The organism is Candidatus Binatia bacterium, from assembly GCA_023150935.1.
GTDB lineage: Bacteria > Desulfobacterota > Binatia > HRBIN30 > HRBIN30 > JAKLJW01.
The window spans coordinates 83,502-98,913 of record JAKLJW010000002.1 but is presented as its reverse complement, the minus strand read 5'-3'; the positions used below and the strand labels follow the sequence as shown (position 1 = coordinate 98,913).

Genomic DNA, 15,412 nt, shown 5'->3' with positions numbered 1-15,412 from the left:
ATCATGAGCCGGAGACACGGGCCGCGCCATCGCCTTTATCTGCAGATCTACTTCGCGCTGGTGGTGACACTGGCCGTGTTTGCGGCGATCGCTAACGGCCTCTGGCGGCTGACGGAGGAGTCCTCCCGACCACGGCAGCCGGCATTGTTTCTCACCGACCTGCCCGCTGCGGCGATACCGGCACCCGGCGCGCCGTCACGCGTGCAACAGCGCGCCCTCGATCGCCTCGCGGCGCGCCTGGGCGGGCGGGTATCGTTGTTCGCCGCCGACGCTCGGCTCGTTGCTGCCAGCGGCCCGGCGTTGCCGGCTCCGCCGCGGCCCGCGGGCAGGGACGTGCAGCGTTACCGTGACGGCCGGAGGCAGGTGTGGGCGCGCCGCCTGCCCGATGGTCGCTGGCTGGCGGTGCAGCCGCGGCCGGCCGGCCGGCCACACTGGGGACCGATCGGGGTGCTGGTACTGATCGCCCTGGCCGCGTATCCGGCGGTCCGCCGTATTACCCGCCGGCTGGAGCGTTTGCAGGCAAGTGTCGAGGCCCTCGGGGCCGGCGACCTACGGGCCCGCGTACCGGTCGAGGGTCGCGACGAAGTGGCGCAACTGGCGGAGAGCTTCAATCGGGCAGCGACGCGTATCGAAGCTCTGGTGACGGCGCACAAGACGCTGCTTGCCAATGCCTCCCACGAGCTGCGCTCGCCGTTGGCACGGCTGCGCGTAGCGATCGAGCTGCTGCACACCCATATTCCGGCCGCGCAACGAGTCGAGGTGGAACGTAACATCGCCGAACTGGACGCCCTGATCGAAGAGATCCTGCTCGCCAGCCGGCTGGACACGACACCCGAGCACGGATCTGTCGAACCCGTCGATCTCCTCGGTCTGGTCGCAGAAGAAGCGGCGCGTCGCGATCTGTCGGTAACCGGCACGCCCGTGCAGGTGAGCGGCGAGACCCGACTGCTGCGGCGTTTGATCCGCAATCTGCTCGACAACGCGCAGCGTTACGGTCGAGCTCCCATCGACATTGCGGTAACCCGCGTCAACGAGGACGCGGCACTGACCGTGTGCGACCGCGGACCGGGCATTCCCGTGTCCGAACGCGAGCGTATCTTCGAACCGTTCTATCGTCTTCCCGGCCAGCGTGAAGGCGACGGCGGCAGCGGATTGGGTCTCGCCATCGTGCGCCAGATCGCACGCCGTCACGGCGGCGAAGCACTCTGCGAAGCCCGTCCCGACGGCGGCACCTGCTTTCGTGTGACTTTGCCGGCAGCCACGCCGGCGGGCGGGGGACCTCTCGAGGCTCCCGCCGAGCCGCGCCGGTGAGCACTCGGCTCGGCAGGAGCCTCGCCCTCCCCATCCGATTTCCTCGCACCGTGCCCGTAAACTCGAAGTTGGGTTTCCATTCCGTACACGTACTCAGCGAAGCGGTACACGTACTCGTGCACGGACTGAGGGCACGCGGCGATGAAGTTAGACAACGAGCGGTTGGACGCCTACGAGGAAGCGGCCGTGAACGAGTACGTGAACGAGTACGGAGGAGAGGCCGGTTCGGCGGCGCCCGCAGATGGAGTGCCGGACAAGTCACAGCACGCGACGCGCAAGGGAGCGCGTGATGGCCGGGCGATCGTAGTCCAGGGCACACATCGGAAGGGCATCTTCCAACGCGTCCCCCGGGGTCACGAAAGACCCCGGTGAACGGCGGCGAGTGCCTCGTGCAGAGTCGGGAAGATCCGCTCCCGCCCGAGCGCTTCCACGATGCCGTGGCGGGCAAAGTCGGTTTCCAATTCGGGCCGCACACGGGCGAACAGCAGCGTCAGTCCGAGGCGGCGCAGATCGGGCAGCAACTCCCGGAGCGCCGCGGCGGCCGAGTAGTCGATGTCGGTGATCGCACCGGCGTCGATCACCACCCAGCGAACCGGTTCGGCCGGTGCCGTCACGAGGTTGCGCAACTCGTCGGTGAAGTGTTCGACGTTGGCGTAGAACAGGTCGGCGGCGAACCGGTAGACGATCAGGCCCGGCTCGGTGACCACACCGGGCACCGCCGGCACCGGTATCCATCGACCGCCCTCGTCGGGCACCATGATCGAGGTGCTGGGCTGGTAGCTGTGCCGCACGTGCCGGAGCAGCGACAGCACCATCGCCAGCAGGATGCCATGTTGTACGCCGATGAGCACCACCACGGCGGCTGCGGTAAGGGCAAGGGTGAACTCTCCCGGGCTCTCTCGGCGGATCGCCTGCAATCCCGGCACATCGATCAGGCCGATTGCAATCGTGAAGACGATGGCGGCGAGCGCACCGCGCGGCAGGTACTGCAGTGGACCCGTCGCCAGCAGAAGCAAGCCGGCCACCACGATCGCCGTGGCAAGTTGCGCCGTCTGACTGCGAGCGCCGGCCCGCTCGACCATCGCCGTCTGGGTGGGGCTGCCGTTCACCACAAACGTGCCCGTGCAGGCCGCGGCTACGTTGGCGGCACCGAGACCGACGAGGTCGGTGTCCGCGTCGAGAGCGTCATGGTGACGCAGGGCGTACGCACGGGCGGTCGCCGCGCTCTGCGCGATGATCATCACGAAACACGAGGCTGCCGCCGGCAGCAGCTCGAGGAATTCGCGCCAGGTCAACGCCGGCAACGCCAGATGGGGCAGCCCACCGGGCACCGCGCCGATGACCTGAATGCCGCGGCCGGCGAAATCGAAGGTGCGGCTGGCCACCAGCACCCCGACGACGGCGATCAACGGCCCCGGAATGCGCGGCATCCCGTAGCGACATCCGAGCACGCAAACGATGACGGCCACCGACACCGCGAGCGTCGGCAGGTGCAGGTGGCCGAGCCCCGCGACGACCTGCACAAGTTGCGCGACGGTGCCGTGGGCGTCCGCCTGAATGCCGAGCATGTCTCCGAGTTCGCCGATGGCGACCTGAAGCCCGACGCCGGTCAGGAAGCCGACGAGGACCGTACGGGAGAGGAAGTCCGCGAGAAACCCGAGTCGAAACAGCCGGGCCAGCAGCAGCAGGCCGCCCGTCAACAACGCCGCGATACCGGCGAGCGCAACGTACTGGTCGCTGCCGCGCGGCGCGATGTGCACCAGGGCACCGGCAAGAATGGCGGCGGTGGCGGAGTCGGCAGCGACCACGAGGTACCGCGACGATCCGAAGGCTGCGAACGCCACCAGCGGCAGCAGCAGCGTGTACAAACCGGTGATCAGCGGCATGCCGGCGATGCGCGCATAGCCGAGCGCCTGCGGCACGTTCATCGCCGCCAGGGTGACGCCGGCCAGCGCATCGCGCAGCGCTTCGGCGCGCCCGAGCGGGCGTAGACCCGCAAGCAAAACGAACCGTGGCGCCTTCCGGGGAAGCTGCGTGTCGGCCATGTCGCGTCCCGGCGCCTTACCACATCCGGCCGCCGGCGCACCATCGACGGAGCGTGCGGCGTGAGGCTATCTCACGAATTTGTCGTACGCCCCGCACTTGCCGATCGGCGTCCCGCGGCATAAGAAACCGGGCCGAGAGCGATGTCGATGCACGGCTCGATACGGACCTTGTGCCTGGTGGCGGTGTTGGCCGCCGGGGGTTGCCAGGACAAGGCGGCGCAGCTTTTCGATATTGCCCAATTCGAGGAAGTACAGAACAACCCGCAACACGCGCGCGAGCTTTACGAGCAGATCGTCGCCGAATATCCGGACAGCGAACAGGCCGCCCGCGCCCGGGAACGGCTGACTGTACTGAAGACCCAGCCGAAGTAAGCGCCCGCACCGGATCGGCAACCGTGCGCATCATTGGGTGGCAGGCGAAACCGCCGCCGAACTGGAACGCTCGGTGGGGAAGCGGACCTGATCGAGAGGCCCGAACGCGTGCCTTCGCAACCGCCGGAAGGCGGTGGCACGACTGGGAAGCGAACGCATTCTCGGGCATACTCACCGGGCTGTCGGCGCCGGCGCCGGAGGCTGGCACGGTTCGTGGTTCGCCAATTTTATGGACCGAGGAGGACTGCCATGCCGATCCTCACGAAGCTGCGGGAGTTTCTGGACAGTGCGGGCGTTAAGTACGATGTGCTGTCGCACCGTCAAGCGTTTACGGCGCAGGAGGTCGCCGAGGCCCAACACGTGAAGGGCAAGGAGCTGGCAAAGGTCGTCATCCTGCGCAGCGGCAGCCAGTTCTTCATGGCGGTGCTGCCGGCGCCGCTTCGCGTCGATCTCGACCTCGCAGAAGGCGTGGTCGGTCGTCACGATCTGCGCCTGGCGACCGAGGAGGAATTCACCGGTCTCTTCCCTCAGTGCGAAGCCGGTGCCATGCCGCCGTTCGGCAACCTCTACAACCTGCCCGTGTTCGTCGACCAGAGCCTGACGCGCGACGAGGACATCGTCTTCAACGCCGGCACGCACACGCAGACGGTGCGCATGAAGTACGCCGACTTCGTCCGGCTGGTGCAGCCGAAGGTGGCAGCGTTCGCAACGGAGTGAGGCCGTTAACTTAACGCCCCTCCGTCCCTACCATCGCCGCCGCACGTCGGGTAATCTCGACGTGCAGGCCATGTACGGAACGCCGCCCCCCACCGGCGAGGGTGCCCTCGTCGCGATTCGCCATGTGTCTCGTCGCTACATTCGCGGCGTGGACGACGTACACGCGCTCGATAATGTCTCGCTGCAGGTGCCGCGCGGGCATTTCGTCGCCTTCATGGGCCCGTCGGGTTCCGGCAAGTCGACCCTGCTGAATCTGGTCTCGGGCATCGACCGGCCGACCTCGGGAGAGGTCATCGTCGCGGGGGCCCGTCTGGACGATTTGACGGAGGACGACCTGGCGGCGTGGCGGGCCCGGCACGTCGGCCTGATCTTCCAGTTCTTCAACCTGATCCCGGTACTGAACGCGCGCGACAACGTCGCCCTGCCCCTGCTCCTGACTCATCTGGGCAAGCCCGAGCGCGCCCGCCGGGCCGAAACCGCCTTGCGCATAGTCGGCCTGGAACACCGCCTCGACCACTACCCGCGCACGCTTTCCGGCGGCGAGCAGCAGCGCGTAGCCATCGCGCGTGCGATCGTCACGGACCCCGACCTGATCGTCGCCGACGAACCGACTGGCGATCTCGACGCCCGTAACGCCGAGGCCACACTCGGCCTCCTGCGCCAGCTCAAGAACGAGTTCGGCAAGACGATCGTCATGGTCACGCACGATCCCAGGGCCCTGCGTTTTGTGGACGACGCCTTCCACCTCGACAAGGGCATACTGCTCGAAGGCGACGACGCCGAACGCGCCGAGGCCGCCCTGCTTCTGGCTGCCGGCGCTCATCCGACGTCCACGGTTAGCCCGCCGGCGCCATGACCTACTCCCGCTGGATCTGGGCCAATCTCTGGCGCAACAAGCTGCGCACCGCGTTGACGGGCGGCGCGGTCGCGCTTGCGGTGGCCCTCGTCTGCCTGCTGCTGACGATGCCCGATGGCCTCAACGCCATTCTCGACAGCATGGCCAACAACACCCGCATCTCCGTGCACAACAAGGCCGGAGTGGTTTACCCGATGCCGGCATCGTTCACCCGCAAGGTTCGGCAGATCGACGGCGTGGCCGCTGCCATGGGTCAGGTGTGGTTCGGCGGCGCTTACGAGGAGGCCGGCAAGGTGACCTTTCCGAACTTCGCCGTCGAGGTCGAGCATGTCGGCGCCGTGTATCCCGATTGGCCGATCACCCCGGAACAGCTGGCGGATTTCCAGCGTTACCGAGACGGTGCCATCGTCGGCCGGCAGGTGATGAAACGCTACGGCTGGAAGGTCGGCGATCGCATCACGCTGAAGAGCACCGTGTGGCCGGTAAACCTCGACCTGCGGATCGTCGGAGAAATCGCCAGCGAACGCGCTCCGCTGCTCTGGTTCAACCAGGAGTACCTCGATCAGGCCCTGAAGGCGCAGGGGCGCAAGGGTCTCGGCATCGTCGGCATGATCTGGGTGCGGGCCGGCGACCCGGCCAAGGTTAACGCGATCATGCGCACCGTCGACGAAATGTCGCGCAACAGCGACGCTGAGACGGCGTCGGAAACCGAGAAGAGCTTCTTTTCGAACTTCTTCGGTTCGTTGCAGGGTTTCGTCACGATCGTCCTCATCGTCACCGGGCTGGTGGCACTGTGCATCGTGTTCATAGCCGCCAACACCGCCTCGATGGGAGTCCGAGAACGGGCCGGGGAGATCGCCGTATTGAAGGCCATCGGCTTCGGCCGGCGCGCGATCTTCGCCACCCTGCTTGCCGAGGCGCTCCTGCTGGCCATCGTCGCGGGGGTCGCCGGCGTTCTGATGTCGCTCGGCGCCACGGGTATGTTGCGCGCCGCCGCGGGCGCCAATCCGACGCTTGGACCACTGGGTAGTTTCATTATCACCGCCCCGGTCGTCGCTAATGGGTTATTCCTTTCGCTGGTCGTCGGTATGCTCGCCGGCGTGGTGCCTGCCTGGGGGGCCGCCCGTAAATCGGTGGTGACCGCGCTGCACGAGGTGTTCTAGGGAGGTGCCGGAGTCCTTCCCCGCAGGCACCGCCCCGACAATCGGCCGCGCCGAGCACGCTCGATCCCCCACGCCCCCATGCTCCTCCCCCTCTCTTACAGTATCCGCAACGTGGCCGCCCGGCCGGGGCGAAGTGTTATGACCGCCGGGGTCATAGCGCTGGTCGTTATCGCCTCGTGTCTGTTTCTCGGCCTCATCTCGAGTCTCAAGCGCACCCTGGTAACCAGCGGCGATCCGCGCAATCTCGTGGTGATGCGCAAGGGATCGGACAACGACGGGGCCAGTCAGGTTCCGCTCGCCGCGCATCAAGCGCTCAAGTATTTCGACGGTATCGCCCGCGACGCCGAAGATCGACCTCTGGCCTCGCCGGAGCTGGTGGTGCAGCCGTTCTTCCGGACCAAAGCGGGAGGGCGCGAGAACGTCCTCGTCCGCGGCGTGGAGCCGGTGGCTCTGGAGGTGCACGACGCAGTCCGCATCGCCGACGGGCGCATGTTCAACCCGAGCGCGCACGAGGCAATCGTCGGCAGAGGCGTCGCCGGCCGCTACGCCGGAGCGGAGATCGGCAGCGAATTGGAGTTCGGCCGCGGCGCCTGGAAAGTGGTGGGCATCTTCGACGCCGGCGGGTCGTCGTTCGAGAGCGAGGTGTGGGTCGACGTCCGCGAACTCGGCAACGACGCCAAGCGGGTGTTCCCGTACTCGGGCGTACGGCTGCGCACCACCTCGCCAGCCGCCATGGATGCTCTGGTGCAGCGCATCGGGAACGATCCGCGCTGGGCGCTCGAGGCGCAGCCCGAGACCGATTACTATGCCAAGCAGTCCGAGTCCGCCAATTCCCTGTACGTGCTGGTCGTGGGCATAGCGGTGCTGGCGGGAATCGGTGCCGGCTTCGGTGCGGCAAACACCATGTACGCCGCCGTGCAAGCGCGCACCGCCGAGATCGGGACGCTGCGGGCACTGGGTTTTTCTCGCCGAGCGATCCTGACGGCGTTCCAGATCGAGGCGGTGGTGCTATCGGCGATCGGTTTCCTCGTCGGGGCGGGGGGGGCGGCGATCTTGTCGCAAGCGGTGGACGCCTGGCTCGGAGGCGTCGCCTTTGGCGCGTCTACGTTCACCACCAATGTCGTCACGTTGCGGGTGGGCGCGGGCGACCTCGTGGGCGCCCTGGGGCTGGCGTGTCTCATCGGCTTCTGCGGCGGTCTCGGACCGGCCTGGCGCGCGGCACGACTGCGGCCGATCGAGGCGTTGCGGAAGGCTTGACGGGGGTTTGGGGGTTGGGGGAGGGGACGGTATGCTGGTGTGGATCGAGACGATAAGGCGATGGGCAACGACGACCAATTGCGGGCCGACCTGGCTTCTCTGAAGATCGACCGTCCGCCGGTCGGGGCAAGCCCGCCGCGGCGGGTGCGCCGGCGGTGGTTGCGGTGGGTGGCGGCGGCGACCGGAATCGCCGCCGTGCTCGGCGGCGGCGTCTGGATGCTGTTCGGCCGCATTCCCGTGGTCGCCGTTGCGACGGCGCTGCGCGTCAGCGCGGCACAAACCGGCCCGGCACCGGTTCTGTCGGGGTCGGGATACGTGGTGACGGGCGACCGCTACGTGCAGGTGGGAGTTCGGGTTCCCGGGCGTATAGACCGGTACTTCGTCGAAGAGGGGCAGTCGGTACGTCGAGATGCCCCGCTCGTCCAACTGGATGACCGCGACTACCGAGCCGCACTGGCGCGCATCGAAGCCGGGTTGCAGGTCGCCCGTGCCAACCTGACCCTCGCCGAATCGGAGTTGCGGCGCGGCGAGGCGCTGCGCGGCAAGGACGTGATTTCGCAACAGGAACTCGACGTGCTCGAAAACAAGGCCGCCGTCGCGCGCGCCACACTGTTGCAACTCGAGGCGGAACTGCAGCAAGCCAGGGTCAACCTCGATTACACGACGCTGCGCGCGCCTACCGACGGTGTCGTCCTCGCCAAGCTCAAGGAGGTGGGAGAGATCGCGGTTCCGGGCGGCTTCGCCGGCTCGGGCGACCTGATCAGGCTCGCCAACATGTCTGACCTCCGGGCCGAGGTCGATGTCAACGAAGCTGACCTGAGTCGCATCCACATCGGTCAGCCGGCCGAAGTAGCCCCCGATGCCTATCCGAACCGACGCTACCCGGCACGGGTCGTCAAGCTGTATCCGCAGGTCGACCGCCAGAAGGGAACCCTGAAGGTCGAGGTCCAGATCACGGCGCCCGACGACAAGCTGCTCCCGGACATGAGCGCCAGGGTCACCTTCCTGGATTCCGCGCGCCCGGATAACGGAGCCGCCGAGGCCACCACGGTCCTCGTGCCGGTGAGCGCGCTGCACCGGGCCTCCGCGGGGGGTAACTTCGTCTGGGTGGTCGCCGGGGGTCGTACGAAGCAAACGACGGTGGAGACCGCGGGCGAGGTCGGGCCGAACGTGCGCATTGCACAGGGACTCAGTGGGGGCGAAAGCGTGGTGATCGGCGATCCCCCACTCCGCGACGGCCAACGGGTGAACATCGCGCCTGCCGGCTGACCCTCGGGTGTACCGCCTGGGCGCGTGTCCTACCGCGGGTCGGGGTCCTTCGGCACCGCCGCGAAGCCGCCGTCGAAGAACAAACGGGCCAGCGCGTACGCGCCGGCGACCCCCGTGAGGTGATCGTACTCGGGGCCCTGGTCGTGGAAGTTCAGTGTGGTGCCGCTCACGCCGCGGGCTCGCATCGTGCGCACCGCGTCGAGCGTGCCGGCAAACGGCACCTGCGTGTCGTTGCGCGCACCGACAAGGTACATCGGCATGCGCGGCGTCCAGTCGTGCACGGAGTTCTCGCGAATGCGGCGGCCGATCGGTGACGCCGGATCGAGGAAGGCCGCGGCGAAATCAGGCGTAATGACATCGAACGTCGTGATCGCCGGTGGTGGATCGCCGCGGTCGTCGTGATCGATCCGGTACTGTTCCAGTGCGGCCGCGTACAGGGCCTCGCGGGTGCGGTCCAGCGAGAGCGTACCGTCGAAGACCCGCGGCACCATGGCAGCGAACGGGAACCGCAGCACATCGTAGAGCGAGCGGTAGAGGTCGCCGTAGTACGATTGCCACGCCAGCAGGGTGTAACAGACGAACAGCAGGCCGGTGCCCGGCGGCGCCTTGGCCGCCAGTTCGGGAGCGGCACCGACCGTCAGGTTGTACACACCCGCCAGCGGTGCGGCAGCGGCCACGGCCAGGTCGGTCGCTCCGCTGTCGGCCGCGCCCTGGGCGGCTCGCGCCAACGCCATCGCCGCGTGTCCGCCCTCGGAATAACCGGTGACGAAGAGCCGGCCGTCAAGCGGCATACCTACCCGGGCGCAGAGTTCACGAGAGGCACGGAGCATATCGACCGCCACGGTCGCGTTGGCGTCAGCGATTACGTACGGGTGCATGACCGGACTCGACCCGAGGCCGAGATAGTCGGTGCAACTGACGACGTAACCGCCGGTGGCGAAGGCGAACACCGGAGTTTGCACCTGGTAATTGAATGTCGACGGGGCGGAAATGCGCTGCGTCGCGGTGCCGTGCGTGAAAGCGATCAGCGGGCGCGGACCGTCCAGGCCGGTCGGTACGGCGAGGAGTCCGGACGCCGGTACCGAGCGACCCTCGCGATCTGCGGTTGTGTGGACGACCCGGTAGACGTCGACGCCGCAAGACGCCGGCGGCAGCGGGTGGGGTGGGGACGGGTATCCCCAGACGGCCATTTGCGCGTTGGCCGCCGCGCGGCTGAAGCTGTGGATGAGCTCGTAGTGTCGGAGCATGCGGATCCCTCCGTGGCGGTGCCGATAGCCGACGCCCGGCAGGCGTTCAACGGCGACCGGGCACTGCAGGAAAACCGGCCGAAGAGTGGTCAGCGACGAACGACGTGCGGTGCCTGACGACCTCCGTGGCTTCGGTGCGTTGCGGTGACGGCGCCGGTACGGTTGCGGGCGGCGTCATTGACGAGCCGGCGCAGGTGGCGTGCGAAGGAGGGGCGGGCAACGCCAGCCTCGGTTACAATCGCGGTGACCAGGTCGTGTGGGGTGACGTCGAAGGCGGGGTTGAGGACCTTGATGCCGCTGGGTGGGAGCTGCCGCCCCTGTACGTGGGTCACCTCGCGAGGGTCGCGGCTTTCGATCGGAATTCCACCGCCGTCGGGGCAGGCGAGGTCTACCGTCGACGTCGGTGCGGCCACGAAGAACGGCACCCGATGCCGCTTCGCCAACACGGCGAGCGTGTAGGTACCGATCTTGTTCGCAACATCTCCGTTGGCGGCAATGCGATCGGCACCAACGACAACGCACGACACCGTCCCCGATTGCATCACGTGGCCGGCCATGTTGTCGGTAATCAGCGTCACCGGGATGCGGTCCTTTTTCAGCTCCCACGCCGTAAGGCGCGCCCCCTGGAGGAACGGGCGGGTTTCCGTGGCCACGACGGCAACCCGCTTGCCCGCCTCACGCGCGGCGCGAATGACCCCGAGAGCGGTCCCGTAGCCGGCGGTGGCCAGGGCGCCGGCATTGCAGTGGGTCATGACCCTTGCGGGGTCCGGCAGCAGTTCGGCGCCGTACCGTCCGAGCGCACGATTGGCAGCGATGTCATCTCTGTGGATGGCTCGCGCTTCGGCCAGCAACGCTTCACGGACCGCCGCCGGGTCCTGTGTATACAGTCGCGTCAGGACGTTGCGCATCCGCTCGATGGCCCAGAAGAGGTTGACGGCCGTGGGCCGCGTGCGAGCGAATGTGTCGCAGATGCGCTCCATCGACTGCGGCAGGTTTCCCTTCGCCTGTCGCATGCCGAGCGCGATTCCGAAGGCCGCCGTCACGCCGATCGCCGGGGCGCCGCGCACGACCATGTTCGTTATCGCCGCCGCCACTTGCCGATAGTCGCGGCAGACGCGGTAGACCTCTTGCCCGGGCAGCAGACGTTGATCGATGAGAACCACGGCGCCGTTGCGCCACTCGACAGTACGTACCATGCGACGACTCCCAACTCCCGTGTCGGTAAGTTAGGCGACTCCCGAACCGTTCGACACACCGACCGAGAAGACCTCGGTTGCCCGGGTTGCTCAGACGCGGTCTCCGCAGCGCGGGCTGCGCAGGGTCCGCGCGCGAGATCGATTCCGGTGCGGGCGTCGGAGTTCGCGCCATGGCGCGGTCTTGCGATCGAGATTGCCCATGGCGGCGACGATACCGGGGCAGCGAAGAAAGGGTCAAGGCGGGGGCCCGTCGGTCATTGCCGGGCTTGCACGGGTCGCCGTTGGTCATTCGCTGCGCACCGAGCTCCCCCGTCTCTTTTCCGGTCTCCGCCTCCCGGCCGCCCACCCTCAGCCAGGGCCACGGTAAAGTCGTCCACGGGGGCGTCAGACGGCCCCTCGATACGCGGCCCAAGGAACGGGCCGCTACTCGGGGCGAACGGTTTCCAAGGTTTTGAACCGTTCGAGCCGAGTAGCCGCCTTCTTCTGGCGGCGTATCGAGGCACTGTCAGCGACTTTGCCGTGACCCTGACCCTCAGCGGCCTCCCGTTGCCGCCCGGTTGCGCCTTTGACATTATCGGCTGACGCTGGCCGCTCCCCTGCCGGCGCGGTACGCACAGCGGAAGAGGCGCCGATTATGATCATCGTAATGAAAGCCGACATCCTGCCGGAGTCGCCCGAGGTGGCTCAGGTCATTCGGCTGGCCGAGCGGTATCCGGACGTCACGGCAGTGGCCCGCCAGATCCAGGGCGCCACGCGCGTCCTGACCGAGGTTTACCTGTTGGGATCGACGGCCACCATGCCGATGGAGCCATTCGAGGAGTTCCCGGCGGTAGAGAAGGTCATTCGCATCCGCGAGCGTTACCGGTCGATCGGCCGGCACGAGGGACAGGTCGAAGCGATCGGGTTCACGTACCGCGGCATCCGGTTCAGTCAGGAGGACTTCCACGTCTTTCCGGGGCTGTGCGCCGTCGACTCGCGAGAGAGCACCGAGGCGATGTTTCGGGCCCTACAGGCCGCCGGCATTCGCACCACGCGGGCAGGGGCGTACAAACCGCGGACCAGCCCCTACGATTTTCAGGGATACGGGAAGGCGTGTCTGCCGTACGTGTTCGAGCTGGCCGGCAAGTACGGCATCGAGATCGTCGCGATGGAAATCACCCATGAGGATCAGATCGACGAGATTCGCGAGGCGCTGGCGGCCGCCGGTCATCCCACCGGGGTGATGGTGCAGATCGGCACGCGCAACGCGCAGAACTTCGAACTCCTCAAGGCAGTCGGTCAGCAGCGGGAGTTCCCGGTGCTGTTCAAGCGCGGCATGGGCATCACCCTGGACGAGTCGCTCAACGCCTGCGAGTACGTTGCCACGGCCGGCAACAGCAACATCGTGTTCTGTCTGCGCGGCATGAAGACCCAACTCGGCGACCCGCACCGCAACCTGGTCGATTTCGGTCATGTGCCGGTGGTGAGACGACTTACCCGTCTGCCCGTATGCATCGATCCGTCGCACGCGGTGGGCAAGAAGGCGGTGGCGCCGGACGGTATTCTGGACATCCAACATGTCACGGCGCAGGGGGTGATCGCCGGCGCCAACATGGTACTGGTCGACTTCCATCCGCGGCCCGAACAGGCTCTGTGCGACGGGCCGCAGGCGTTGCTCCTCGAGGAGTTGGGGTACTTCGTGCAGGACACGCAGTTGGTCCGGCGCGCGTACATCGAGCGGTGCAAGCTGCGCGCCGCGGCGCTTCCGACGGTGAGGTAGTCTTACGATCTGCCGTCTCGGCGGCAAGGAATTCGGGCGCGCCCAGGCGACCCTCGACGGCGAGGCCGAAAGCGCGAGCGCCCGCTCCCGGGGGTCCGGGGCGGGCGCTCGCGGCACACTCTCACGCGCGCCAGTTGCGACGCGCGTTCGATTCGCACGACCTACATGTCGTCGTAGTTGGGTGCGCCGCCCGGGGCGGCCTCCTTCTTTTCCGGTTTTTCCGCGACCACCGCCTCGGTGGTCAGGAGCAGGCCGGCCACCGAGGCGGCGTTCTGCAGCGCGGTGCGCACGACCTTGGTGGGATCGATGATGCCTTCCTTCACGAGATCGCCGAATTCTTCGCTGGCCGCGTTGAATCCGAAGGCGCCCTTGCCGTTCTTCACCTTGTCCAGGATCACCGAACCGTCGGTACCGGCGTTTGCGGCGATGCGGCGTGTCGGTTCCTCCATGGCGCGGCGGACGATTTGGACGCCGACGCGCTCTTCGGTCGTCGCTTCGAGGTTGTCGAGGGTAGCGGCGGCCCGCACCAGAGCGACACCACCGCCGGGAACGATACCCTCCTCGACGGCCGCGCGCGTGGCGTGCATGGCATCCTCGACACGCGCCTTCTTCTCCTTCATCTCGACTTCGGTGGCGGCTCCGACTTTGATGACCGCGACCCCGCCGACCATCTTGGCAAGGCGCTCCTGGAGCTTTTCGCGGTCGTAGTCGGAGGTCGTCTCGTCGATCTGGGCGCGAACCTGCTTGATGCGCCCCTCGATGTCCGACTTCTTGCCAGCCCCGTCGATGATGGTCGTGTTGTCCTTGTCGATGACTACGCGCTTGCAGCGGCCGAGATCCTTGAGGTTGACGTTTTCGAGTCGGATACCCAGTTCCTCGGCAATCAGGCGGCCGCCGGTGAGGATGGCGATGTCTTCCAGCATGGCCTTGCGGCGGTCGCCGAATCCGGGCGCCTTTACAGCCGCCGCGGTCAGCGTGCCGCGGATCTTGTTGACCACCAGGGTTGCTAACGCCTCGCCTTCGACGTCCTCGGCGATCAGCAGTAGCGGCCGGCCCGACTTCGCAACCTGCTCGAGAATGGGAAGCAGGTCCTTCATGTTGCTGATCTTCTTCTCGTTAATGAGGATGTACGGATCCTCGAGCACGGTCTCCATGCGCTCGGGATCGGTGACGAAGTAAGGCGAGAGATAACCGCGGTCGAACTGCATCCCCTCGACGACTTCGAGGGTGGTTTCGAGGCTCTTGGCCTCTTCGACGGTGATCACGCCTTCCTTGCCGACCTTGTCCATGGCCTCGGCAATGATATCCCCGATGGTCGTGTCGCCGTTGGCCGAAACGGTGCCGACCTGGGCGATTTCCTCGCGACCCTTGGTAGACTTGGAAACGCTCTTGAGCTCCTCCAGTGCCCTGGCGACGGCCTTGTCGATGCCCCGTTTGATGGTCATCGGATCGTGTCCGGCGGCCACCATCTTGGAGCCCTCGGTAAAGATGGCCCGGGCCAGGACCGTCGCGGTGGTCGTACCGTCGCCGGCAACGTCGGAGGTCTTCGAGGCGACCTCCTTGACCATCTGCGCGCCCATGTTTTCGAACTTGTCTTCGAGCTGGATTTCCTTGGCGACCGTGACGCCATCCTTGGTCACCGTCGGGGCGCCCCACGATTTCTCGATCACGACGTTACGTCCCTTGGGGCCGAGGGTTACGGTCACGGCGTCGGCCAGAGTGTTGACGCCTTGCATGATGCGGCGGCGGGCGTCCTCGCCGAACGCCACGATTTTTGCTGTCATTGGTGTTTGTCCTCCTGTGTACGTGTGGGGCAAATGCCGCCTGGTGGAACGTGGGACGTTCAGCGCTCGATAACGCCGAGGATGTCGTCCTCACGCATGATGAGCAGTTCTTCTCCTTCCAGTTTTATCTCCGTCCCCGCGTACTTACCGAAGAGGACGCGGTCGCCTTGCCTGACGTCGAGGGCCTGCAGGTGGCCGTTCTCGTCGCGCTTGCCCGGGCCGGCCGCAACCACTTCGCCCTGCTGTGGCTTCTCCTTAGCCGTGTCCGGAATGATTATCCCGCCCGGACTTTTCTGCTCTTCGTCAATGCGCTTGACGATCACCCGGTCCTGCAGCGGCCGCACACGCATACCCATGCTGCTACCTCCTGATTACTTCTACCAAGATTTCGTTCGGTTAAGCCGGACCTGCCGGCCGCAGGCGGCCGGCACTTTCC

Annotated in this window: 13 protein-coding genes; 8 read left to right on the top strand and 5 right to left on the bottom strand. The window is 66.9% G+C overall.

Annotated elements, in window-relative coordinates; translation table 11 throughout:
* The first annotated feature begins 3 nt into the window (after positions 1–3).
* Positions 4–1,311 carry an ATP-binding protein gene (locus tag L6Q96_02645; protein MCK6553475.1) on the top strand — a complete coding sequence of 436 codons (1,308 nt, stop codon included), beginning with the start codon at positions 4–6 and terminating at the stop codon, positions 1,309–1,311.
* A 353-nt stretch (positions 1,312–1,664) separates the two neighbouring features.
* On the opposite strand, the gene L6Q96_02640 is transcribed toward L6Q96_02645, so the two are convergent.
* Entirely contained in the window at positions 1,665–3,356 is a 1,692-nt protein-coding gene (locus tag L6Q96_02640) for a SulP family inorganic anion transporter (protein MCK6553474.1), read from the bottom strand.
* A 141-nt stretch (positions 3,357–3,497) separates the two neighbouring features.
* On the opposite strand from L6Q96_02640, the gene L6Q96_02635 reads away from it, so the two are divergent.
* The 6 genes from L6Q96_02635 (at position 3,498) to L6Q96_02610 (ending at position 8,990) form a co-directional block, all read left to right on the top strand.
* Positions 3,498–3,728, top strand: coding sequence for a hypothetical protein (locus tag L6Q96_02635; GenBank protein ID MCK6553473.1), 231 nt, complete (start codon positions 3,498–3,500; stop codon positions 3,726–3,728).
* 249 nt (positions 3,729–3,977) lie between these two features.
* Positions 3,978–4,445 carry a YbaK/EbsC family protein gene (locus L6Q96_02630; GenBank protein ID MCK6553472.1) on the top strand — a complete coding sequence of 156 codons (468 nt, stop codon included), beginning with the start codon at positions 3,978–3,980 and terminating at the stop codon, positions 4,443–4,445.
* A gap of 70 nt (positions 4,446–4,515) precedes the next feature.
* A complete protein-coding gene (locus L6Q96_02625) occupies positions 4,516–5,301 on the top strand; it encodes an ABC transporter ATP-binding protein (protein ID MCK6553471.1) in 786 nt (261 codons plus the stop codon).
* The gene (locus L6Q96_02620) at positions 5,298–6,464 is read left to right on the top strand and encodes an ABC transporter permease (protein MCK6553470.1); all 1,167 of its coding nucleotides are present in this window, start codon (positions 5,298–5,300) and stop codon (positions 6,462–6,464) included. Before L6Q96_02625 ends, L6Q96_02620 begins: the two co-directional genes overlap by 4 nt.
* A gap of 138 nt (positions 6,465–6,602) precedes the next feature.
* The gene (locus tag L6Q96_02615; protein MCK6553469.1) at positions 6,603–7,721 is read left to right on the top strand and encodes an FtsX-like permease family protein; all 1,119 of its coding nucleotides are present in this window, start codon (positions 6,603–6,605) and stop codon (positions 7,719–7,721) included.
* A 39-nt stretch (positions 7,722–7,760) separates the two neighbouring features.
* Entirely contained in the window at positions 7,761–8,990 is a 1,230-nt protein-coding gene (locus L6Q96_02610; GenBank protein MCK6553468.1) for an efflux RND transporter periplasmic adaptor subunit, read from the top strand.
* 29 nt (positions 8,991–9,019) lie between these two features.
* On the opposite strand, the gene L6Q96_02605 is transcribed toward L6Q96_02610, so the two are convergent.
* Positions 9,020–10,237 carry a hypothetical protein gene (locus L6Q96_02605; GenBank protein MCK6553467.1) on the bottom strand — a complete coding sequence of 406 codons (1,218 nt, stop codon included), beginning with the start codon at positions 10,235–10,237 and terminating at the stop codon, positions 9,020–9,022.
* 89 nt (positions 10,238–10,326) lie between these two features.
* Complete coding sequence (gene mtnA, locus L6Q96_02600) at positions 10,327–11,433, bottom strand: S-methyl-5-thioribose-1-phosphate isomerase (GenBank protein ID MCK6553466.1); 1,107 nt, start codon at positions 11,431–11,433, stop codon at positions 10,327–10,329.
* 634 nt (positions 11,434–12,067) lie between these two features.
* On the opposite strand from mtnA, the gene L6Q96_02595 reads away from it, so the two are divergent.
* Positions 12,068–13,192: a 3-deoxy-7-phosphoheptulonate synthase gene (locus L6Q96_02595; protein ID MCK6553465.1), complete on the top strand. Its 1,125-nt coding sequence runs from the start codon at positions 12,068–12,070 to the stop codon at positions 13,190–13,192.
* A 161-nt stretch (positions 13,193–13,353) separates the two neighbouring features.
* Here the strand turns inward: L6Q96_02595 and groL are convergent, their stop codons facing one another.
* Both groL and groES read right to left on the bottom strand, forming a co-directional pair.
* The gene (gene groL / locus L6Q96_02590; protein ID MCK6553464.1) at positions 13,354–14,976 is read right to left on the bottom strand and encodes a chaperonin GroEL; all 1,623 of its coding nucleotides are present in this window, start codon (positions 14,974–14,976) and stop codon (positions 13,354–13,356) included.
* A gap of 59 nt (positions 14,977–15,035) precedes the next feature.
* Positions 15,036–15,326 (bottom strand): co-chaperone GroES, encoded by a 291-nt coding sequence (gene groES, locus L6Q96_02585; GenBank protein MCK6553463.1) that lies wholly within the window; start codon positions 15,324–15,326, stop codon positions 15,036–15,038.
* Between the last annotated feature and the right edge of the window lie 86 nt (positions 15,327–15,412).

Excerpts from the sequence above, each read along its gene's own strand:
- L6Q96_02645 (MCK6553475.1), top strand. The coding sequence starts at position 4 with ATGAGCCGGAGACACGGGCCGCGCCATCGCCTTTATCTGCAGATCTAC.
- L6Q96_02640 (MCK6553474.1), bottom strand. The coding sequence starts at position 3,356 with ATGGCCGACACGCAGCTTCCCCGGAAGGCGCCACGGTTCGTTTTGCTT.
- L6Q96_02635 (MCK6553473.1), top strand. The coding sequence starts at position 3,498 with ATGTCGATGCACGGCTCGATACGGACCTTGTGCCTGGTGGCGGTGTTG.
- L6Q96_02630 (MCK6553472.1), top strand. The coding sequence starts at position 3,978 with ATGCCGATCCTCACGAAGCTGCGGGAGTTTCTGGACAGTGCGGGCGTT.
- L6Q96_02625 (MCK6553471.1), top strand. The coding sequence starts at position 4,516 with ATGTACGGAACGCCGCCCCCCACCGGCGAGGGTGCCCTCGTCGCGATT.
- L6Q96_02620 (MCK6553470.1), top strand. The coding sequence starts at position 5,298 with ATGACCTACTCCCGCTGGATCTGGGCCAATCTCTGGCGCAACAAGCTG.
- L6Q96_02615 (MCK6553469.1), top strand. The coding sequence starts at position 6,603 with ATGACCGCCGGGGTCATAGCGCTGGTCGTTATCGCCTCGTGTCTGTTT.
- L6Q96_02605 (MCK6553467.1), bottom strand. The coding sequence starts at position 10,237 with ATGCTCCGACACTACGAGCTCATCCACAGCTTCAGCCGCGCGGCGGCC.
- mtnA (MCK6553466.1), bottom strand. The coding sequence starts at position 11,433 with ATGGTACGTACTGTCGAGTGGCGCAACGGCGCCGTGGTTCTCATCGAT.
- L6Q96_02595 (MCK6553465.1), top strand. The coding sequence starts at position 12,068 with ATGATCATCGTAATGAAAGCCGACATCCTGCCGGAGTCGCCCGAGGTG.
- groL (MCK6553464.1), bottom strand. The coding sequence starts at position 14,976 with ATGACAGCAAAAATCGTGGCGTTCGGCGAGGACGCCCGCCGCCGCATC.
- groES (MCK6553463.1), bottom strand. The coding sequence starts at position 15,326 with ATGCGTGTGCGGCCGCTGCAGGACCGGGTGATCGTCAAGCGCATTGAC.